17 protein-coding genes are annotated in these 19,517 nt (G+C 41.7%); all 17 read left to right on the top strand.

All coding sequences use genetic code 11. The annotated features are described in order from the left end of the window. Nucleotides 1–19 precede the first annotated feature (19 nt). The 17 genes from CVV21_06125 to CVV21_06045 all read left to right on the top strand — a co-directional run bounded on the left by CVV21_06125 (nt 20) and on the right by CVV21_06045 (nt 19,288). On the top strand, nt 20–895 hold the full coding sequence (locus CVV21_06125) for a 4-hydroxy-tetrahydrodipicolinate synthase (GenBank protein PKL91599.1): 876 nt from the start codon (nt 20–22) through the stop codon (nt 893–895). 17 nt (nt 896–912) lie between these two features. Further along, nucleotides 913–1,689, top strand: a complete 777-nt coding sequence (locus CVV21_06120; GenBank protein ID PKL91598.1) for a 4-hydroxy-tetrahydrodipicolinate reductase — start codon at nt 913–915, stop codon at nt 1,687–1,689. A gap of 38 nt (nt 1,690–1,727) precedes the next feature. Continuing rightward, the gene (locus tag CVV21_06115; protein ID PKL91597.1) at nt 1,728–2,489 is read left to right on the top strand and encodes a hypothetical protein; all 762 of its coding nucleotides are present in this window, start codon (nt 1,728–1,730) and stop codon (nt 2,487–2,489) included. 169 nt (nt 2,490–2,658) lie between these two features. After that, nucleotides 2,659–3,816 carry an LL-diaminopimelate aminotransferase gene (locus CVV21_06110; protein ID PKL91596.1) on the top strand — a complete coding sequence of 386 codons (1,158 nt, stop codon included), beginning with the start codon at nt 2,659–2,661 and terminating at the stop codon, nt 3,814–3,816. 5 nt (nt 3,817–3,821) lie between these two features. Then, complete coding sequence (gene folK, locus CVV21_06105; protein ID PKL91595.1) at nt 3,822–4,319, top strand: 2-amino-4-hydroxy-6-hydroxymethyldihydropteridine diphosphokinase; 498 nt, start codon at nt 3,822–3,824, stop codon at nt 4,317–4,319. Beyond that, a complete protein-coding gene (locus tag CVV21_06100; protein PKL91594.1) occupies nt 4,312–4,959 on the top strand; it encodes a deoxynucleoside kinase in 648 nt (215 codons plus the stop codon). The genes folK and CVV21_06100 overlap by 8 nt, the downstream gene beginning before the upstream one ends. A 1-nt stretch (nt 4,960) precedes the next feature. Further along, nucleotides 4,961–5,749, top strand: a complete 789-nt coding sequence (gene panB, locus CVV21_06095; GenBank protein PKL91593.1) for a 3-methyl-2-oxobutanoate hydroxymethyltransferase — start codon at nt 4,961–4,963, stop codon at nt 5,747–5,749. Nucleotides 5,750–5,759: 10 nt separating this feature from the next. Continuing rightward, the gene (locus tag CVV21_06090) at nt 5,760–6,626 is read left to right on the top strand and encodes a pantoate--beta-alanine ligase (protein PKL91592.1); all 867 of its coding nucleotides are present in this window, start codon (nt 5,760–5,762) and stop codon (nt 6,624–6,626) included. A 27-nt stretch (nt 6,627–6,653) separates the two neighbouring features. Further along, the gene (locus CVV21_06085; GenBank protein PKL91591.1) at nt 6,654–7,019 is read left to right on the top strand and encodes an aspartate 1-decarboxylase; all 366 of its coding nucleotides are present in this window, start codon (nt 6,654–6,656) and stop codon (nt 7,017–7,019) included. After that, nucleotides 7,019–7,840, top strand: a complete 822-nt coding sequence (locus CVV21_06080) for an aspartate dehydrogenase (GenBank protein ID PKL91590.1) — start codon at nt 7,019–7,021, stop codon at nt 7,838–7,840. The genes CVV21_06085 and CVV21_06080 overlap by 1 nt, the downstream gene beginning before the upstream one ends. 23 nt (nt 7,841–7,863) lie before the next feature. After that, on the top strand, nt 7,864–10,692 hold the full coding sequence (locus CVV21_06075; protein ID PKL91589.1) for a hypothetical protein: 2,829 nt from the start codon (nt 7,864–7,866) through the stop codon (nt 10,690–10,692). A gap of 17 nt (nt 10,693–10,709) precedes the next feature. Further along, on the top strand, nt 10,710–11,453 hold the full coding sequence (locus CVV21_06070) for a multidrug ABC transporter ATP-binding protein (GenBank protein ID PKL91588.1): 744 nt from the start codon (nt 10,710–10,712) through the stop codon (nt 11,451–11,453). Beyond that, nucleotides 11,450–12,223, top strand: a complete 774-nt coding sequence (locus CVV21_06065; GenBank protein PKL91587.1) for a hypothetical protein — start codon at nt 11,450–11,452, stop codon at nt 12,221–12,223. Before CVV21_06070 ends, CVV21_06065 begins: the two co-directional genes overlap by 4 nt. Before the next feature lie 4 nt (nt 12,224–12,227). Further along, on the top strand, nt 12,228–12,932 hold the full coding sequence (locus CVV21_06060) for a hypothetical protein (GenBank protein PKL91586.1): 705 nt from the start codon (nt 12,228–12,230) through the stop codon (nt 12,930–12,932). 59 nt (nt 12,933–12,991) lie between these two features. Continuing rightward, complete coding sequence (locus tag CVV21_06055; protein ID PKL91585.1) at nt 12,992–15,568, top strand: hypothetical protein; 2,577 nt, start codon at nt 12,992–12,994, stop codon at nt 15,566–15,568. A gap of 321 nt (nt 15,569–15,889) precedes the next feature. After that, nucleotides 15,890–18,766, top strand: a complete 2,877-nt coding sequence (locus CVV21_06050; protein PKL91584.1) for an excinuclease ABC subunit UvrA — start codon at nt 15,890–15,892, stop codon at nt 18,764–18,766. A 144-nt stretch (nt 18,767–18,910) separates the two neighbouring features. Further along, nucleotides 18,911–19,288: a hypothetical protein gene (locus CVV21_06045; GenBank protein ID PKL91583.1), complete on the top strand. Its 378-nt coding sequence runs from the start codon at nt 18,911–18,913 to the stop codon at nt 19,286–19,288. Nucleotides 19,289–19,517 lie beyond the last annotated feature (229 nt).

Genomic DNA, 19,517 nt, shown 5'->3' with positions numbered 1-19,517 from the left:
CATTATCAGGAGGCATAACATGTTCAGGGGCTCATACGTTGCAATAGTTACGCCGTTTAAAAACGGGAAAATAGATGAAAAGGCATTTGCCAAACTTATAGAGATGCACGCCAAAGCCGGCACAGACGGTATTGTACCTTGCGGCACCACGGGCGAGTCTCCCACGCTTACAGTGGAAGAGCACGAAGGGTTAATAGCGCTTACCGTGAAACTTGTGAATAAAAGGATGAAGGTCATGGCGGGCACGGGTTCTAATTCCACTGCTGAAGCCATAGAGTATTCACAGGCCGCGGAAAAAGCAGGTGCAGACGGCTGCCTTATAGTAAATCCTTATTACAACAAGCCCACACAGGCAGGGCTGCTACAGCATTTTCAGGCTGTGGCTGCTTCGGTTAAAATCCCGATTGTTGTTTACAATATTTTAGGCAGAACGGGTGTTAATGTATCAACTCCCGTGATGGCGGAACTTGCAAAGATTAAAAATATTACAGGCGTTAAAGAAGCCAGCGGAGACCTTTCGCAGATGAGCGAAGTGATAAACGCCTGCGGCCAAGACTTTGATGTGCTGTCAGGCGATGACGCGCTTACGCTTCCGCTTTTAGCGGTGGGCGGGCACGGAGTTATTTCTGTTGTGGCAAATATTATTCCCAAGGATGTAAAAGCCATGATAACCGCTTTTAACAGCGGCGATATTAAAAAAGCGCAGGCAATGCACCGCAAGATGTTACCGCTTGTAAAAGCTATGTTTATTGAAACTAACCCGATACCTGTTAAAGCGGCTATGGCAATCATGGGGCTGATAGATGATGAAATAAGGCTGCCTATGACAAAGCCGGCGCCTGAGGCTGTGATTAAATTAAAGAAAGCTATGAAGGATTACGGAATAAAGTTTTAAAATACGGAGGGTAAATTATGGTACGCATAGGAATTTCAGGAGCCGCGGGCAGAATGGGAAAGTCGGTTGCGGCGGTTATATCCAGGGGTAAAGACCTTAAGATTAACGCCCTTGTTGAAAGAAAAGGGCATGAATTTGTAGGTAATGAAGTTGAAGGCGTTAAAGTAACGGATGATTTAAAATCTGTTGTTAATGATATAGATGTCTACATAGATTTTTCCGTGCCGCAGGCATCGCTTGAAGCGCTGGAAATACTGTCATCAGCCGGAAAAGCACATGTGCTTGCAACTACAGGATTCACAAAAGAAGAACTGTTAAAAATAGATGAAGCGGCAAAAAAGATACCGGTGGTTTTTGCAAGCAATTACAGCGTGGGCGTAAACGTAATGTGGAAAGTGCTGGATCAGGTCACCAGAATAATGAAGGACGACTATGATATTGACATAGTGGAATCGCACCACCGCCATAAGAAAGACGCGCCTTCGGGAACTGCTGTTACGTGCGCGCAGGTAATAATGGACGCTAAAGGCCTTGATTATGACGAAAACGTCATATACGGAAGGGACGGACGCGATAACGACAGGCCCAGGAACCAGCTTGGCGTGTTTGCGGTGCGCGGCGGCGGAGTGATAGGCGAACATACGGTAATGTACATGAGTGATGAAGATAAACTGGAAATAAAGCACACAATTTTTTCCAGGGAAGCACTGGCGGCAGGCGCGGTAAAAGCCGCAAAATATATTCAGGGCAAAAAAGCCGGATTGTATTCAATGAAAGACGTGCTTGGCTTATAAAAATTGGCCGGTATTATTAAAACAAATAAGAGGTATTAATGTCAAAATACGTAAGGTTTAAAAACGCGGAAAATGAAATTAAGTGGGGGCTTGTCGGTAATGACGGTAATTTTCTTGAAATAGAAGGCGACATGTTCACGCAGTATAATATAACCGATAAAATAATTGAAGCAGATAAGGTGCGGATATTGCCGCCCAGTGAACCCACAAAGGTAGTCTGCGTGGGATTAAATTACAGCGATCACGCGGCAGAGATGGGATTTGCAATACCGGAAGAACCGGTTATTTTTATAAAGCCTGCCACCACTGTTATAGGCCACGGCGGGAAAATAGTGATTCCGCAGCAGAGCACGCAGGTGGAATTTGAAGCCGAACTTGCGATAGTGATAAAAAACGAGATAACTGACATAGATGAAGATGAAGTGATGGATAATATTCTGGGTTTTACCTGTTTTAATGATGTCACCGCGCGCGACCTTCAGAAAAAAGACGGGCAGTGGACGCGTGCGAAGTCGTTTAATACGTTCGGGCCTGTGGGGCCTTTTGTAAGAAAAAATATAGACCCGGATAACCTGGATATAAGGCTGTTATTAAACGGAGAAGTTAAACAGAATTCCAATACGTCAAAATTTATTTTTAAAACGAAAAAACTTGTAAGTTTTATATCTTCGGTTATGACTTTGTACAGAGGGGATATAATATCTACAGGAACACCTGCGGGAATAAGCGCTTTAAAAAAAGGCGATGTGGTGGAAGTGGAAATAGAAGGCATAGGAAAACTTACGAATTTTGTGGAGTAGTTGGGAATAAGCAGATAAGCATAAGGCAGATAAGCAAAAGCGGAAAAAATAGCACATTAAGCAATAAGCAATTAAGCAGAAGCGGAAAAAATAGCTAAAGTTTTATGTTTCGCTATAGCTTAAATGCTTAAACCGCTAAGGTGCTAATTATTTTATCAGGAGGAATACAATGGACGTATCAAAAAGGTTAAAGAAACTTCCGCCGTATATTTTCGCGGAGATTGACAGAAAGAAAAAAGCCGCTATTGATGCCGGCAAAAGCATCATAAACATTGGTATAGGCGATCCGGACAAACCTACGCCGAAGAAAATACTTGGTTTTATTAAAGACGCCGCTGATAATGCCGCCAATCACTCTTATCCTATCGGCAAAGGCGGCAAAGTTTTTAAACAGGCGGTAGTAAAGTGGATGTTAAAAAGGTTTAAAGTTTCTATCAGTGAAAATGAAGTGATGGCGCTTATAGGAGCCAAAGACGGAATTACTCATCTGCCCCTGGCTTTTGTAAATCCGGGAGACGTAGTGCTTATTCCTGACCCCGGCTATCCGGGTTATACTTCAGGAACAATACTGGCAGGCGGCGTGCCGTATTTTATGCCGTTAAAGGAATCAGCGGGTTTTCTTCCTGACCTTGAAGCAATTCCGGAAAAGATTTACAAGAAAACAAAAATCATGCACCTTAATTATCCTAATAATCCGACATCGGCCATGGCAGACCTTAAATTCTATAAAAAAGCGGTAGCCAAAGCAAAAAAATACGGTTTTATAATTTCGCAGGACGCGCCATATTCGGAAATATATTTTGACCCAAAAGACAAACCTGTTTCCATGCTTCAGATACCGGGGGCAAAAGACCATGTCATTGAATTTTATTCAATGTCCAAGACATATAATATGACAGGGTGGAGAGTGGGATTTGCAGTGGGCGGGGAGAAGATAATTAACGGGCTTGCCCTTGTAAAGGAAAATATGGATTCGGGCACGGTTTCCGCGCTGCAGGAAGCTTCCGCAAGGGCGCTTTTTGAATGTGAAAAGGAAGAAAAAGAGATAAGAGAACTTTATAAAAAACGCGCCAAAGTATTTACAAAAGGGCTGCGTGAGCTTGGATATGAAGTGATTGAATCCAAAGGGACTTTATACCTGTGGATAAAAATACCGGGTAAATATACATCAATGGAATTTGCTTCAAAACTTCTTGAAGAGGCGGGGCTTGTATTGACGCCCGGAATAGGTTTTGGGAAATCGGCTGATAAATATGTAAGGATAGCGCTTACCGTGGATGAACCGGTAATTCACAAGGCGCTGGAGAGGTTAAGAAAGATAAGTTAATAGTTATGATTATTTATCTTTCGCTGGGGTCTAATACCGGCAGCAGAGAAAAAAATATTCATGAAGCTTTAAGCAGGTTAAAAAATATCTCTGTTAAGATACTTAAAACTTCTGCTCTGTATCTGACAGAACCTGTCGGATACAAACGTCAGGCTGACTTTTACAACATTGCAGTTAAAGCAAAAACAAAGTTATTGCCTTTTGAACTGCTGGATGCAATAAAGAGTATTGAAAAGTCAATGGGAAGAAGGCAGGCGGGAGTCCGCAGATGGGGCCCCCGCATAATTGATATTGACATAGTATTTTATGGTAATATAATGATTAACAGCGGCAGGCTTATTATTCCGCATGCCGAGATGCAAAAACGGCTTTTTGTACTTGTGCCTTTAACAGAAATAGCCGGGAATTTCGTTCATCCGGGGCTGAACTTAAGTGTAAAAGAACTGGTTAAAGCGTGCGGTAATAAAGAAAAAATAACAAGAATTGGAGCGGTTAATGAATAATTTTCATTACATAGCTGTGGAAGGCGTGCTTGGGGCCGGCAAAACCACTTTTGCCCGCATGCTTGCCGAAGATTTAAAGGCAAAACCTGTTTTAGAACAGGTGGACAACAACCCTTTTCTTGAAAAGTTTTATAAGGACATGGGCAGTTATGCTTTTCAGACCCAGCTTTTCTTCTTAATTAACAGGATAAAACAGCAGGAACCTTTAAAACAGATGGACCTTTTTGATTCCGGTATAGTTGCGGATTACATCCTTGATAAGGACCGCCTGTTTGCCTATGTTACGCTTGAAGAGAATGAACTTTCCTTATATGAAAAAATACATAAAGCGGTTGTTGATGAAGGCGGGCTTTTGAAACCGGACCTTGTTGTTTATATGCAGGCCAGCGTTGAAACACTTATGGAACGCATAAAAAAGCGCGGCAGAAAATACGAAAAATCAATAAGCAAGGATTACATAAGCGAGCTGTCAGAGGCATATAATTATTTTTTTTCCCATTTCCCGCGCAGCACACCCCTTGTAATTGTAAACACGGATGAAGTTGATTTTGTTAATGATAGGAAAGCATACGAACTTATACGGGATTACGTCCTTAATATTAAGGGCGGAATAAACTACTATACGCCAAGAATGAAATAAAATGCTTACCATAAATTCTATAACCGGATTAAAAAATAATAAAAAAATAGTCATGCTTACCGCGTATGAATACATTACCGCTTTTCTGCTTGAAAAAGCGGGTGTAGATATAATTCTTGTCGGCGATTCCCTTGGTATGGTTTTTCAGGGAAGAAAAGAGACAATTCCGGTTACGGTAGATGACATGATTTATCACACAAAAGCGGTAAAACGCGGCGCCGCGGATACTTTTGTTGTAACAGACATGCCGTTTATGTCGTATCAGGCGTCTGTCAGCGACGCAAAGAAAAATGCAGGCAGAATAATAAAAGAATCAGGCGCAAACGCGGTTAAGATAGAAGGCGGAATTGAAATTATTCCGCAGGTAAAAGCCATTATAGAAATTGGAATACCTGTCATGGGGCACATTGGGCTTCAGCCGCAGTCGGTAAAAAAATACGGCGGTTATCCTGTGATTGGAAAGACGGATAAGGAAGAGAAAGAACTTATTCAAAGCGCGGCCGCGCTTGAAAAAGCGGGGGTTTTTGCAATTACAGTTGAAAAAGTGAAAGCATCTGCCGCCGCAAAGATAACAAAATCGGTTTCAATACCTGTAATAGGAATAGGAAGCGGGGCAGGGTGTGACGGGCAGGTGCTGGTTACACATGATATGCTTGGATTTTTTCCGGACTTTACCCCGAAATTTGTAAAACAATATGACACAATAGGCAAAAGGGTTTTAGCTGATATAACAAAATTTTCCGGCGAAGTAAGGTCCGGCAGGTTTCCCGGAAAAAAACACAGTTTTTAACGGAGGCTTTTTGAAGATAATTAGAAATATAAATGAAATGCAGAAATATTCAGATTCAATCAGAAGGGCGGCAAGAAAAACTCCCCACGTGATTGGTTTTGTACCAACTATGGGGTACCTGCATGAAGGCCACCTTTCGCTTGTGAAAGCCGCGGCAAAGGAATCCACAAAAGTTGTGGTAAGTATCTTTGTAAACCCGGCACAGTTTGGCCCAAATGAAGATTTTTCTAAATACCCGCGTGATGAAGAACGCGACCTGTCTTTACTTGAAGAAATAAAAGAAGTTGACTGCGTATTTATTCCTTCTGCTGATGAAATGTATCCGGAAGGCTACGCCACATATTTAAATGTGGAAAACGAAATGACAAAAGTGCTGTGCGGGCTTTCAAGGCCGGGGCATTTTAAAGGCGTAACCACGGTTGTCGCAAAACTGATAAACGCGGTAAAGCCCGATAAAATGTTTTTGGGGCACAAGGATATGCAGCAGGTAATAATATTGACTAAAATGATGAAAGACATGAATTACGACACCGGTGTTGTAATCTGCCCCACGGCAAGGGAAAAAGACGGCCTTGCTTTAAGTTCCAGAAATTCATACCTTTCACCTGAAGAGCGCAATACGGCTCCTGCCCTTTATAAATCGCTTCAGATGGCGGAAAGTATGGCGGAACTTGGTGAACGCGACGCTGCGGTCATTGTAAGGGAAATAAAGAGAAAATTAAAGGAAGAAAAAGTGGAGATAGATTATGTGGAAGTGGTAAATCCGTACACGCTTGAAAAAACCGACAGAATATCCGGCGAAGCGCTGATAGCGGCCGCCATATACGTCGGAAAAACGAGGCTGATTGACAATACGATTATAAGGACAAATGATTAATTTGTCCGGCACAACCGGAGGAAAGAAATGATGATAGAAATGCTTAAATCAAAGATTCACCGTGCTACAGTCACAGATAAACACCTGGAATACGAAGGCAGCATTACAATAGACCCCGCGCTGACGCAGGCTGCAGGAATACGTGTGCATGAAAAAGTTCACGTGCTTGACCTTAATAACGGGCAGCGGTTTGAAACTTATGTGATATCAGGCAGGAAGAATTCAGGGGAAATATGCGTAAACGGCGCTGCAGCCAGGCTTGTGGAAGCGGGCGATAAAGTCATTATTATTGCTTATGGTTTTATGAATGAAGAAGAGTTATTGTATCAAGAGGCGAAAATTGTAAAAGTTGACGATAAAAATAAAATATTAAAGAAAAAGGTGAAAAAATAATGCTGTTTCGCAGAGAAAAAAAACTTGGGATTATAGGTTGCGGGGCAATAGGCACAGAGATAGCCTGTGCCGTTGATAACGGTGATATTAATGTGATTCTTGAAGCTTGCTGTGATACGGATAAGTCAAAATATCATCTGCTTGTTTCTAAACTTAAAAAAACAAAACCGGCCCTTCTTGATATGGAAAAACTGATTAAAAAATGCGACCTTGTTGTGGAATGCGCTCAGAAAGCCGCGGTTACTGATATTTTTAAACTGGCGATTAAATATAACAGGGATATTGTGTTTTTAAGCGCCGGAGGCGTGCTGGAAAATATGGATCTGGTGGAACAGGCAAGGAGCAAGCTGATTAACGTATACGTGCCGTCTGGCGCGGTAGTGGGTATAGACGGTCTGGATGCCGCCAAATACCGCGGATTAAAGCAGGTTACCCTTATAACAAGAAAACCGCCAAAGGCTTTTAAAGGGGTAAAATATCTTGAGGATAAAGGCATTAACCCTGATGAAATAGTAACTGAAACGGTTATCTTTGACGGCACCGCAAGGGAAGCTGTTATCGGTTTTCCGGCTAATATAAATGTGGCGGCCACATTAAGTATAGCGGGCATCGGCCCGGATGCAACAAGGGTAAAAATAATAGCAGACCCGTTTGTAAGCACAAATAAACACGAGCTTATTGTGGAAGGCGATTTTGGAAGGTTCAGGGCGATAACGGAAAATTTCCCTTCGCCCAATAATCCCAAGACAAGCTATCTGACATCCTTGTCGGCAATAGTGCTGATAAAGAAAATAGTGGAACCGCTGCATATTGGGACATAGCCCCAAAAAAACAGGGGGGTTTTATGGCCGTAAAAATTAATTTTAATTTGTTTAAAAACAGGGATTTTTTTGGGATTCCTGCCATATTTTTTATCATATGTGTGTTTATTGGAATTGCGTTTATTTCAGTTATTTATTTTAAGATGGAAACAGAGAGCCAGAAAAGGATTATCAGAAAAGAAGCGGAAAAACTGTCTTTTCTTGTTGAAGGCAAAATATTTGCAAAACTGAATGATATTGTGGATTCGCTCAGATTGAGCGAAGATTTCATCAATCTGCTTAAAATCAACGGCGATACTTCCAATCGTGAAATGCAGTCAATGCTTAATGTGCTGGCGGCTTCAACAAATGTGGATCTTATTTACGTTATGGACGGCAAAGGGAAAGTGTTCGCGTCCGCTGTTTCTGAAGGCATATCGCTTAGGGGGGAAAACTTTTCATTCAGGCCGTATTTTAAAAATGCGGTAACTGAAAGTAATTATATGTATTCCGCCCTTGGGGTGATAACCGGAAAAAGGGGAATATACTGTTCCAGAGCCATAAATATTAATAACAGGCGGATAGTTATTGCCGTTAAAATGGGTATGGAAGAGATAGAAAAAATAATGGATGCGGTAAGCGGAATTGCAGTTCTTATAACGCCCGAAGGTGTTATTTTTGCTTCGAATGACAAAGAACTGATTTTTAAAACCGTGGATATTACCGGATTAAAAAATAGACAATGGCCGGATGATGTAAGGCGTTTTGAAGGTTTAAATTTATCCGGTATAAAATGGGTATTTAAGAAGGAAAAGTTTGTTGCTGATAAAGAAAAGTTTCTGTATTATGCGCTTCCCGCCGGATATAACGGATGGATGGTCATGACAGCGGAGAGAGAATCAATTAACAAAGAACTTTGGCCGGTTTTTATGAGCATAATCGCCATTAGCTGTGCCGGAGTAATGCTTATCCTTATATTTATGTTTTTGTCTTTGAGGAGCGTGACCAAAAGAAAAATTGCGGAAAGGCACGTGGTGGAAAGCGAAAGGCATCTTAGAAGGATACTTAACAGTACGCAGGAAGGTTTCTGGCAGATTGACAAGAACGGGTATACAATTGATATTAATCCGGCCATGTGCCGGATTCTGGGATATACAAAAGATGAACTTATAGGCGAGCCGGTATCAATTTTTGTTAAAGGGGTTAGTGTCGAGATAATTAAAGAGTATCTGTTAAAATCGCAGCAGTATGATAAAACCGATCCGTTCAAAATGGAGTTTGTTAAAAAAGACGGGTCAAAGGTGCCTGTAATTATTAAAGGGACGCCGCTTTTTTCGGACACAGGCGAGTTTATCGGCGCTTTTGCGATGATTTCAAATATGGAGGATATATTTAGAATTGAGAATGCTCTGCGCCAGTCGGAGCATAATTACAGGGAGATATTTGATTCAGTAAATGACGCTATATTTATTCATGACCTGAAAGATTTCCACCTGGTTGATGTTAATAAAAAAATGCTTGAAATGTACCGTTGTACAAAAGAACAGGCGCTGTCCCCCGGTTTATATGATAAACATTTTGATTCCGAAGAAAGGAAAATTGAATACTCGCGCAAAGCGGCGGAAGGGATACCTCAGGTGTTTGAATGGCACGCAAGCACGTGGGACAATGAACCGTTCTGGGCGGAAGTCAGCCTTAAAAAAGCCGTAATAGCCGGAGAAGACAGGGTAATAGCTGTTGTGCGAAATATAGAAGAACGTAAAAAAGCGGAAGATGCCCTTAAAGAAAGCGAAAAAAAATTCAGGGACATGGCGGAAAATACAGCAGACTGGATTTGGGAAATGGACGAGTTGGGGATAATACGGTACAGCAATCCGCAGGTTTATAAACTTACAGGATATTCACCGGAAGAGATTGTTGGAATTGATATCAGGGGCAAACTTGCACCTGAAGACAAATGGAATGAATTTATAGAATTATCCAAAAGATCAGAAAATAAAGAAGTAATAAGCATGGAAGGCGAAATTATACATAAGAACGGGACGCGGGTAGCTGCGGATACAAAAGTTATACCTTTTGAAATAGCCGGTGAAAAAACACTTATGTTCAGGGGTGTTTCAAGGGATATTACCGATAAAAAGAGAGCAGAGCAGAAGATTATAATGGCTATGGAAGAACTTAAAAGGTCAAATAAAGACCTGGAAGAATTTGCCTATGTGGCTTCGCATGATTTGAAAGAGCCGTTAAGGATGGTTTCAAGTTATGTGAAACTGCTGGAAAAAAAATACGCGGATAAACTGGATAATGACGCTAAAGATTATATTGGTTATGCCGCAGACGGCGCCAAGCGGATGCAGCGGTTAATAAGCGACCTTCTTATGTATTCGCGCCTTGGCAGGACTAATATTGAATTTATGGATGTTGATATGGACGATCTTGTAAAAGAGGTAATTAACAGCCTTGAATTAAGGATTCATGAAATAAACGCGGATGTAATTGTGGAAACAAAACTGCCTGTAATTTACGCGGACAGGACGCAGATGGTGCAGCTTTTTCAGAACCTTATGGCAAATTCGCTTAAATTCATATCCGACAAAAAGCCGGAAATAAGAATTGGCTGTGAAAAGAAGAACGGGTTATATGAATTTTATGTCAAAGATAACGGAATAGGAATTGATAAGGCTTATTTTGAGAAAGTTTTTGTAATTTTTCAGCAGTTACATACAAAAGATAAGTATCCGGGGACGGGTATAGGACTTTCTGTATGTAAAAAAGTGGTTGAACAGCACGGCGGTACAATTCGCGTGGAATCGCAGGAAGGCAAAGGCACAGCTTTTTATTTTACTATTTCTTTGGAGTTGAAAGAAAACTAATATAACGGAGGCCTTAAATGAATGTAATTGAAGTAAGCGGCCTTACAAAAATTTATAAGGCGCAGGATTTCTGGAAAAATGACCGTGTGACTGCGGTTCAGGATATTTCCTTTAATGTGGTAAAGGGTGAGGTTTTCGGCCTTTTAGGTTTAAACGGCGCGGGAAAGACTACCCTTATGAAAGTGCTGCTGGGGCTTTTAAAACCCACAAAAGGAACAGTGTCAATACTTGGCGGGTCAATTGAAGAGAGGTCTGTACGCGCAAGGGTGGGGTACCTTTCAGAACTGCCTTATTTTCCAAAGTACTTAAAAGCTCGCGAGGTATTATCATATTTTGCTGATATATTCGGTATTGATGAAAAAAATAAAAAACAAAAAATAGAAGAAGTACTTGAACTGACAGGGCTTAATAAAAAAAATGACGTAAGGATTAAAGGGTTTTCAAAAGGCATGCAGGGCAGGCTTGGTTTGGCGCAGGCGCTTTTAAATGACCCGGAACTGCTGCTGTTGGATGAACCCATGTCAGGGCTGGATCCGCTGGGATATAAAGAAACAAGGGATATCATTCTTAATCTTAAAAAACAGGGTAAAACCATTTTTTTTAATTCCCATATCCTAAGTGAAGTGGAAAAAATATGTGATAAAGTGGCAATTCTTCACGGCGGTAAAATTACTGAAATAAAAACTGTATCGGAGATTAAGCGGAAATACGGTGAAGTGGAAAAGTATTTTGTGAAAACGGTAGGAGGTAAACTGAAATGAGGCGCATAGCGGCGGTGGCTGAATATGTATTTAAGCAGAGTTTCAGGAATAAGATATTAAACGTCCTTATTATGTTCGCGGTGTTTGGCATAGGTTTTGCACTTGTTATAAGCGAACTTGCGCAGGAAGTGGAAGTAAAGATGGTTACTGATTTCGGGCTGTTTGCGATAGGGCTTTTTGGGTTTCTTACGCTTGCGCTGTCCATAACGGTACAGATGTTTGAAGAAACGGAATTAAAGACGCTGTCAATGATACTTGTAAAGCCCGTGTCAAGGCTTGAATATTTAACCGGAAAATATGCGGGGATTGTACTGACTATACTTATGAATGTGCTGCTTATGCTTGTGACGCTTATGGTAATTATACAGATAAGGGGCGGCGATCCGTGGAGCCTTAAACTGTTAACAGCAGCAGGGCTTATTTTTATCAGCCTTGCGGTTCTTACTTCAACAGCCCTGTTGTTAAGCATTATTTCCACATCGGTGCCGGGCGCGGTTATATTCTTATTTTTTGTATATATCCTGGGGCACCTTACAATACATCTTAAATATTTGTCAGAAAACATTAACAACGCGGTGATAAATGTTGTGATAAATATTTTTTATTATTTAATTCCAAATCTGGAGCTGTTTAATCTTAAAGACAAGATTTTCAGCCCTTCAGGGCTTTTTTCAGCGCAGTATCTTGGACTGACATTACTTTACGCGGCTGTTTATTCAACCGCGACGCTTATGGCAGCCGCTTACTTTTTTGAGAAGAAGGAGTACTGAGCATATGAAGAAGTATCTTTTACCCGTTTTAATAATCTGTCTTTTGGCGGGGTCTGCCTTTATAAACGAAAAAGCAACGGCTAAAGTTTTTTCAAACCAGCCTTCGTGGTACTTTATAAACCCGGATTCTTACAGGAAATTTCTTCATCTGGGCGCCGCGGGATTCGGGGTAAGGTCGCTTGCCGGGGATGTTGAATATATAAATTTCCTTCAGTATTATGGCGATAGAAGCCAGAATGTTAACAGGCATAAAAATCTGGTAACTTATATTGATGACATCACTGATGTGGACCCCTATTTTTCTTTCGCGTATACTTATGGCTCGTCTATTCTGGCGTTTAATCTTAACAGGGTGGATGAGGCGTTAAAGGTAATAAGAAAAGGGCTGGATTTTAATCCCAAGATCTGGCAGCTGCGCCTTTATCTTGGCGCCATTCTTTATAAACAGGAAAATAAAGAAAGTGAATATATTAAGCTGCTGGAAGACGCGCTGCGCTTTGAAGACCACCCTGCTATAGTGGAAAGGATTCTTGGGAATATCTACGAGCAGATAAAGACACCCCAGTTTGCCGCGGAATACTGGGCGGGAATTTATATAAAAACAAAAGATAAAAAGACCAGGGATTTTGCTTATCAAAGGGTTGAAGCTATTATAAAAGAAGGCAGGCTTACAAATCCTTCCGCAGTAATTAAAATACTTGAAAAGTAAGCGGGTTTTTAAAATGACAGTTTATTTGGTATAATTGATTAAAATATATGGAGGAGCATATGGCTAAAAAAACCCTTGCTGCAGTCATTGTTGTCCTTTTAATTTATGGCCTGGTAATAAGCTGTTCTTCCAAAACAAATCCTGCAAGTCCTTCGGCTCCGGACGGCGAATTGCCAACACCAAACCTGACGTTAACACCTCCGCTAATACCCACCTTTACTGAAACAAATACCGTTGACCCTTTAAGCACTTATACTTTTACCAATACTTATACAGATACGCCACAGGAAACGTTTACTGAAACGTACACACAGACATATACAGAAACTGAAACCCCCACTTATACTTATACAGTTCAGCCTACATTCACATACACGCAGGTTCCTTCGCAGGACGCTTACGAAGATGAAAACACAAGTATCACGGCCGTAGAATTGCCTGTTGATACCATCCGTTATGCTTCAATTTATCCGATAAGTGATACGGACTGGATGTGGTTTGAGCTGTACGAAACAAAGGGCGTTTCAGTAATTGTCAAGACAGGAAACGCTTACGCCGGGCTTAACGCTTATCTTTATGAATCTGACGCTTCAACTGATATTTACGGGGAAGTATCCTCATATACAGAAGAAAATACTTTTATACGCTACGCTGTGCTTGGGGCGGGAACATATTTCATAAACCTGCCCAATTTTATGGGTATTCCCGCGGAACTTAATTACACAATACAGCTTGTGACAGAGCCCGGAGTGCTTCCGACTTCAACGGACACTTATACTGCCGAACCCACATTCACATCATCTGAAACTCCGACCCCCATAGACTCGTGGGAGCCGCAGGATAATGAATGGTCTACAGCACCGCAGCTGACGCCTGAAGTTATGCAATTGCACGCGGCGGACTATCCCGATAATTCAATTGACTGGGCGTTTTTAATGCTGCCGGAACCGGCATATATATCAATTATTACAGGCGGGGCGCCGATATCGGCTGCGAATAGAATTTTTTTATATATGGCTTCAGGCGTTGTTTCAAATGACTATTACCGTTATGATTCAGGAAATCTTGCCGGTAATTATTCCGGTATAAATGCGGTTCTTGAGGCGGGAACTTACTATGTAAAAGTGGAAAATTTTGAAGATAATCCCGGTTATCATATTCTTTATACTGTTTTAACATCAACTTATACCCATACAGCAGAACCCACCCATACGTATACAAATACGGCCACCCCTGAATTAACCCCCGATATTTATGAAGATGATGACGGCTGCGGTTTTTCAAAGCCCATAGAAAACGGGGAAACACAGACAAGGCAGTCGTGGGATACTGACGACGACTGGGTTCATTTCACCGTTAACGCCCACTGTCTGGCGGATATAACAACTTCCGGCGGCGATGGCGGGGATACCTATCTTCAACTTTTTTCTGATCCTTGCAGCGGCCTGATTACAGCTGATGATAACAGTAATGGCAACGGCTATTCCAAAATTTCAATTTCACTTACACCCGGATTGTATGGGCTGAAGATAACAAGCCCGAATGTCCCTGATGGATTCATTTATAATTATACACTAAGCTTTCAACTGACAGAATATACACCAACGTCCACTTATACGGCGACAGAGACTCATACAAATACTCACACAGTTACAGAGACAGGAACTGACACCAATACAGCCACAGCAACTTATACGCATACATATACTGCAACAGCAACAAATACCGCGCTGCCGGGAACGGTATGGACAAAGGCAACAGGAGCCGCGGAATTTGGGAGAAGAGGGGAGTTTGCAAGTTTTGTTTTTGATGATGGAACCGGAGAAAAAATGTGGGTAACAGGAGGGATGAACTATTCTGAGGGAACGGGAAATACACCAACTTTTAAATCTGCTGACGGTATAACATGGACATATGTTCCGCAGAATACGCCTATGCCATTTAAAATTCAGCATACCGCTCATGTGTATAACGGAAAAATATATGTGCTGGCAGGTTCTGATGGAGCAAATGCGTCTGCCGAAGTTTTTGAATCTGTTAATGGTACTGATTGGCTTATGACAACCGGGAACGCGGCTTTTGGAAGACGCACTTACCATGCGTCCGCTTTATTTGATGATGGGACAGGTCAGAAGATGTGGATAATTGGAGGCAGAGATCAGGCATATTCTTTATTAAACAGCGTTTATTATTCTTCTGACGGAGCTTTGTGGAATTTAGCAGCTTCAAATCCGGAATTTTCCAAAAGAAAACTTCATACGGTTTTAAGTTATAACAATAAAATTTGGGTAATTGGCGGTTTAGACGCAACGGAGACTTATTTAAATGATGTATGGTCGTCGTCTGACGGTATAACATGGATTCAGGAAACTGCAGCTGCAGGTTTTGCCCCAAGGGCAGCACATGTAAGTTTTGTTCATCAGAGCAGGATGTGGGTAATAGGCGGGTATAATTCGACAACGCTGGGCGATGCCTGGTCAAGTACGGACGGTGTTACATGGACACAGATATCAACGGATTCATCCGCGCTCTGGAGAGAGTCGTTTGCCGGGTGTATATATGACGGCAAGATGTGGATAATGGGAGGAAGAAACGAACCTGAAATAAGTACTGCCAGCGTATGGTGGTCATATTAAAATTAAGGTATAGGCAGATAAGCGGATTTAGAGGCTTAGAAGCTTGGATGTTTAGATGTTTGGTTTAGGTTTGGCAGATGAGGTATTACCAGGCACTATGGCGGTGACGGCAGCCCGCGGAAGTATATTAAAAAAAGCGTTTAAAGCTATAAGCAGATAAGCATAAGCGGAAAAAGATAAGTTTAAGATTTAGCTGTTTTTACCAAGCTTCTAAGCATCCAAGCCTCCAAGCATCTGATTCTGCTGTCCCTTTGTTTTCAATCCCATTTTTTTCTGTTATAATGAGTATTCGTAACTATTATGATTTTACAGGAGCTTAACATGGCAAAAGACATAGTAATTAAAGGCGCGCGTGAACATAATTTAAAGAATATAGACATAACCCTTCCAAGGGATAAATTTATTGTTTTAACCGGGGTATCAGGTTCCGGCAAGTCTTCACTGGCGTTTGATACCATTTATGCGGAAGGGCAAAGGCGCTACATGGAATCTTTGTCCGCATATTCAAGGATGTTTTTAGGGCAGATGCAGAAACCCGATGTGGATATTATAGAAGGGCTTTCCCCGGCTATTGCCATTGAACAGAAAAGCGCCGGCAATAATCCGCGTTCCACCGTGGGCACAATTACCGAAATTTATGATTATTTAAGGTTATTATTCGCGCGCATAGGCGTTCCGCACTGCCCGAATGACGGCACCCCGATAAAGTCACAGACAGTTCAGATGATAGTGGATAAAATATTGACGGACATGAATGATGCCAAAATAATGGTGCTTGCGCCGGTTGTCAGCGGAAGAAAGGGCGAATACCATCAGCTGTTTGATAAGATAAAAAAAGAGGGTTTTTTAAGGGTAAGGGTCAACGGCGAACTTAAAGAACTTGATACGGATATAAAACTTGAAAAAAATAAAAAACACAGTATAGAAATTGTAGTGGACAGGCTTGAAGTTAAACCTGATATCAAAGGCAGGCTTACTCAGTCTGTGGAACTTGCCATAAAGCTTGCTGAAGGCGCGGTTATTATCACGGATTTTAACACAAAGAAAGACACGCTTTTTTCCGAAAAACTGTCCTGCCCAAAGTGCGGTTTTTCAATGGCGAAACTTCAGCCAAGGATGTTCTCCTTTAATAACCCTTTCGGCGCCTGTACTGAATGCACGGGGCTTGGGACAAAGATTCAGGTGGATGAAAAATTAATTCTGGAGCCTAAACTGTCGCTTAAAGAGGGCGCTTTAAAGCCGTGGCGCAATCAGGATGGCTATTACTGGCAGATGCTGGCGTCGCTGGGCAAACATTTAAAATTCAGTTTTGATGTGCCCTTTGAAAAACTGCCCGAAAAAGCCAGAAAGGCCATTCTATATGGGCTTGAAGAAGATATTAAATTTGATTACAAATATAAATCGCATGACGGGGAATATAAGTATACAGGCGGTTTTGAAGGGCTTGTGCCTTTTCTGGAAAGAAGGTACCGCGAAACTTCCACGGAAAAAATAAGGGAAGATATTTTAGGCAGATATATGAGCGAAAAACTTTGCCATGTCTGCGGCGGGAAAAGGTTAAAACCGGAAAGCCTGTCGGTTTTAATCAACGGCAAATCAATTATTAAAGCCACGGAATTTTCCATAGAAAAAGCGTATGAGTTTTTTACCACGCTTAAGCTTAATGAAAGGGATGCCGCAATTGCCAAACTTATCCTTAAAGAAATAAAAGGAAGGCTGGAATTTCTTTTAAACGTGGGACTTTCATACCTTACCCTTGAACGCAAAGCAGGTACGCTGTCCGGAGGAGAATTCCAGAGGATTCACCTTGCAAACCAGATAGGGGTGGGCCTTATGGGCGTGCTTTATATTCTGGACGAGCCCAGCATAGGCCTTCATCAGCGTGATAATATGAAACTGATACAGGCTCTTAAGAACCTGCGCGACCTTGGTAATACGGTCATTGTGGTGGAACATGATGAAGAGACAATGCTTCACTGTGATTACATAGTTGACATGGGTCCGGGGCCCGGTGTTCACGGCGGCGAAGTGGTATGCCAGGGAACGCTGAAAGAAATAATGAAATGCAGGAACTCGCTTACGGCCGGATATCTGATGAACAGGGATAAAATACAGATTAATAAAAAAAGAAGGACAAGCGAAAAGTTTGTTGAAATTTCAGGTGTTACCACCAATAATTTAAAAAATGTTTCGGTAAAATTCCCGCTTGGTTCTTTTGTTGCCGTAACCGGGGTTTCCGGCTCGGGTAAGTCATCGCTTATAGGGGAAACCTTTTATCCGGCGCTTCTGCACAAGGTTTACCATACCAATTACAAACCGGATGGGTATAAAGAACTTAATAACTGGCATCATATTGACAAGGTCATAGAGATAGACCAAAGCCCCATAGGCAGGACGCCAAGGTCTAATGCGGCCACATATACCGGTGTGTTTGGCGAAATAAGGGATCTTTTTTCGGAAACAAAAGAATCAAAGATGCGCGGGTATGAATCCGGCAGGTTCAGCTTTAACGTAAAAGGCGGCCGCTGTGAAGCGTGCGCGGGCGATGGAATAATAAAAATAGAAATGCACTTTCTGCCTGACGTGTATGTGCCGTGCGAAGAGTGCGGCGGAAAAAGATACAACAGGGAAACGCTGGAGATACTGTATAAAAATAAAAACATACACGAAGTCCTTGATATGAGGGTGGAAGACGCTATGGGCTTTTTTCAGAATATTCCCAATGCCTACAGGGTATTAAAGACAATGGACGAAGTGGGGCTTGGGTATATTAAACTTGGGCAGTCGGCAACCACATTATCAGGCGGTGAAGCGCAGAGGATAAAACTTGCCACAGAATTGTGTAAAAGGTCAACCGGGCAGACATTGTATATTCTTGATGAACCTACGACAGGATTACACTTTGCGGATATTGAAAAACTGCTTCATGTTTTAAATGAACTTGTGGAGCGGGGCAATACGGTAATTGTTATTGAACATAACCTTGATGTAATTAAAAATGCAGACTATGTGATTGACCTTGGCCCGGAAGGCGGGGATAAAGGCGGTAATATTGTAGTTGAAGGGACGCCGGAAGAAGTAATGCAGTGCGCCAAATCATACACCGGGCAGTATTTGAAAAAGCATGTAAATGTAACGCACAGGGTATCTGATGATGCTGCTAAACCTATAAAAAAGAAAAAAACCTCCAAAAAATAATTTTCGCTGTCTGTACCGTATGGGACACTTTGAATACAGGGTGTGCCGCACGGCACGTACAGCGTTTTCGTAAGGCGCATTCAATCGTTTCAACTGAAGAAATTCAGGCATGCTATATGCATACTATCAGTTGAGGTGATTGCGATGACTGTAAATAGGATTGATGAAAGAAGGTCACATAGCAGGGTTGAAATGAAAAATAGGGTTTTATACAACTTAATACATGATTATGTAAGTGAGAATCCGGAAGAAAAAAAAGACGCTGAAATTCACGATATATCTTTAAAAGGGATAAGCATTATTCTGCCTGAAAAACCCGAACCGGGCGATGTGATAGAAGTGGAAATAATGATGGAAAATCATAAAGGCACAAAAACGCTGATGTGCTGTGAAGTTGCAAATACAAGATGGGAAGATAAGCATAAAGGATACATAACAGGGCTTGATTTTATGATATTAAAAGAAAATGACAGGGAAATCATTGAAACTTTTATAATAGAGCATAGGAAGACATTCATTTAGATGCTTGGACGCTTAGAGGCTTGGATGCTTGGTTAAGATTTGGCAGGCGCACCTTTTTAATACCGAGCCTATAATAAAATTGCTCGGTATTATGCGCAGTAGTTGTAGTTGATATATGTTTGTATTTGTCTTGGTAGACGCGGGTCTTCAGCCCGCGGCAGTGCGTTTTAAAAGAAAGCGTTTTAAGCTATAAGCAGATAAGAATAAGCGGAGATCGCGCCGACCTTCC

The organism is Candidatus Goldiibacteriota bacterium HGW-Goldbacteria-1, from assembly GCA_002839855.1.
Taxonomy (GTDB): domain Bacteria; phylum Oederibacteriota; class PGYV01; order PGYV01; family PGYV01; genus PGYV01.
Note: the sequence above shows the minus strand (reverse complement) of the source record. Positions and strands in the feature narration are given on the sequence as shown.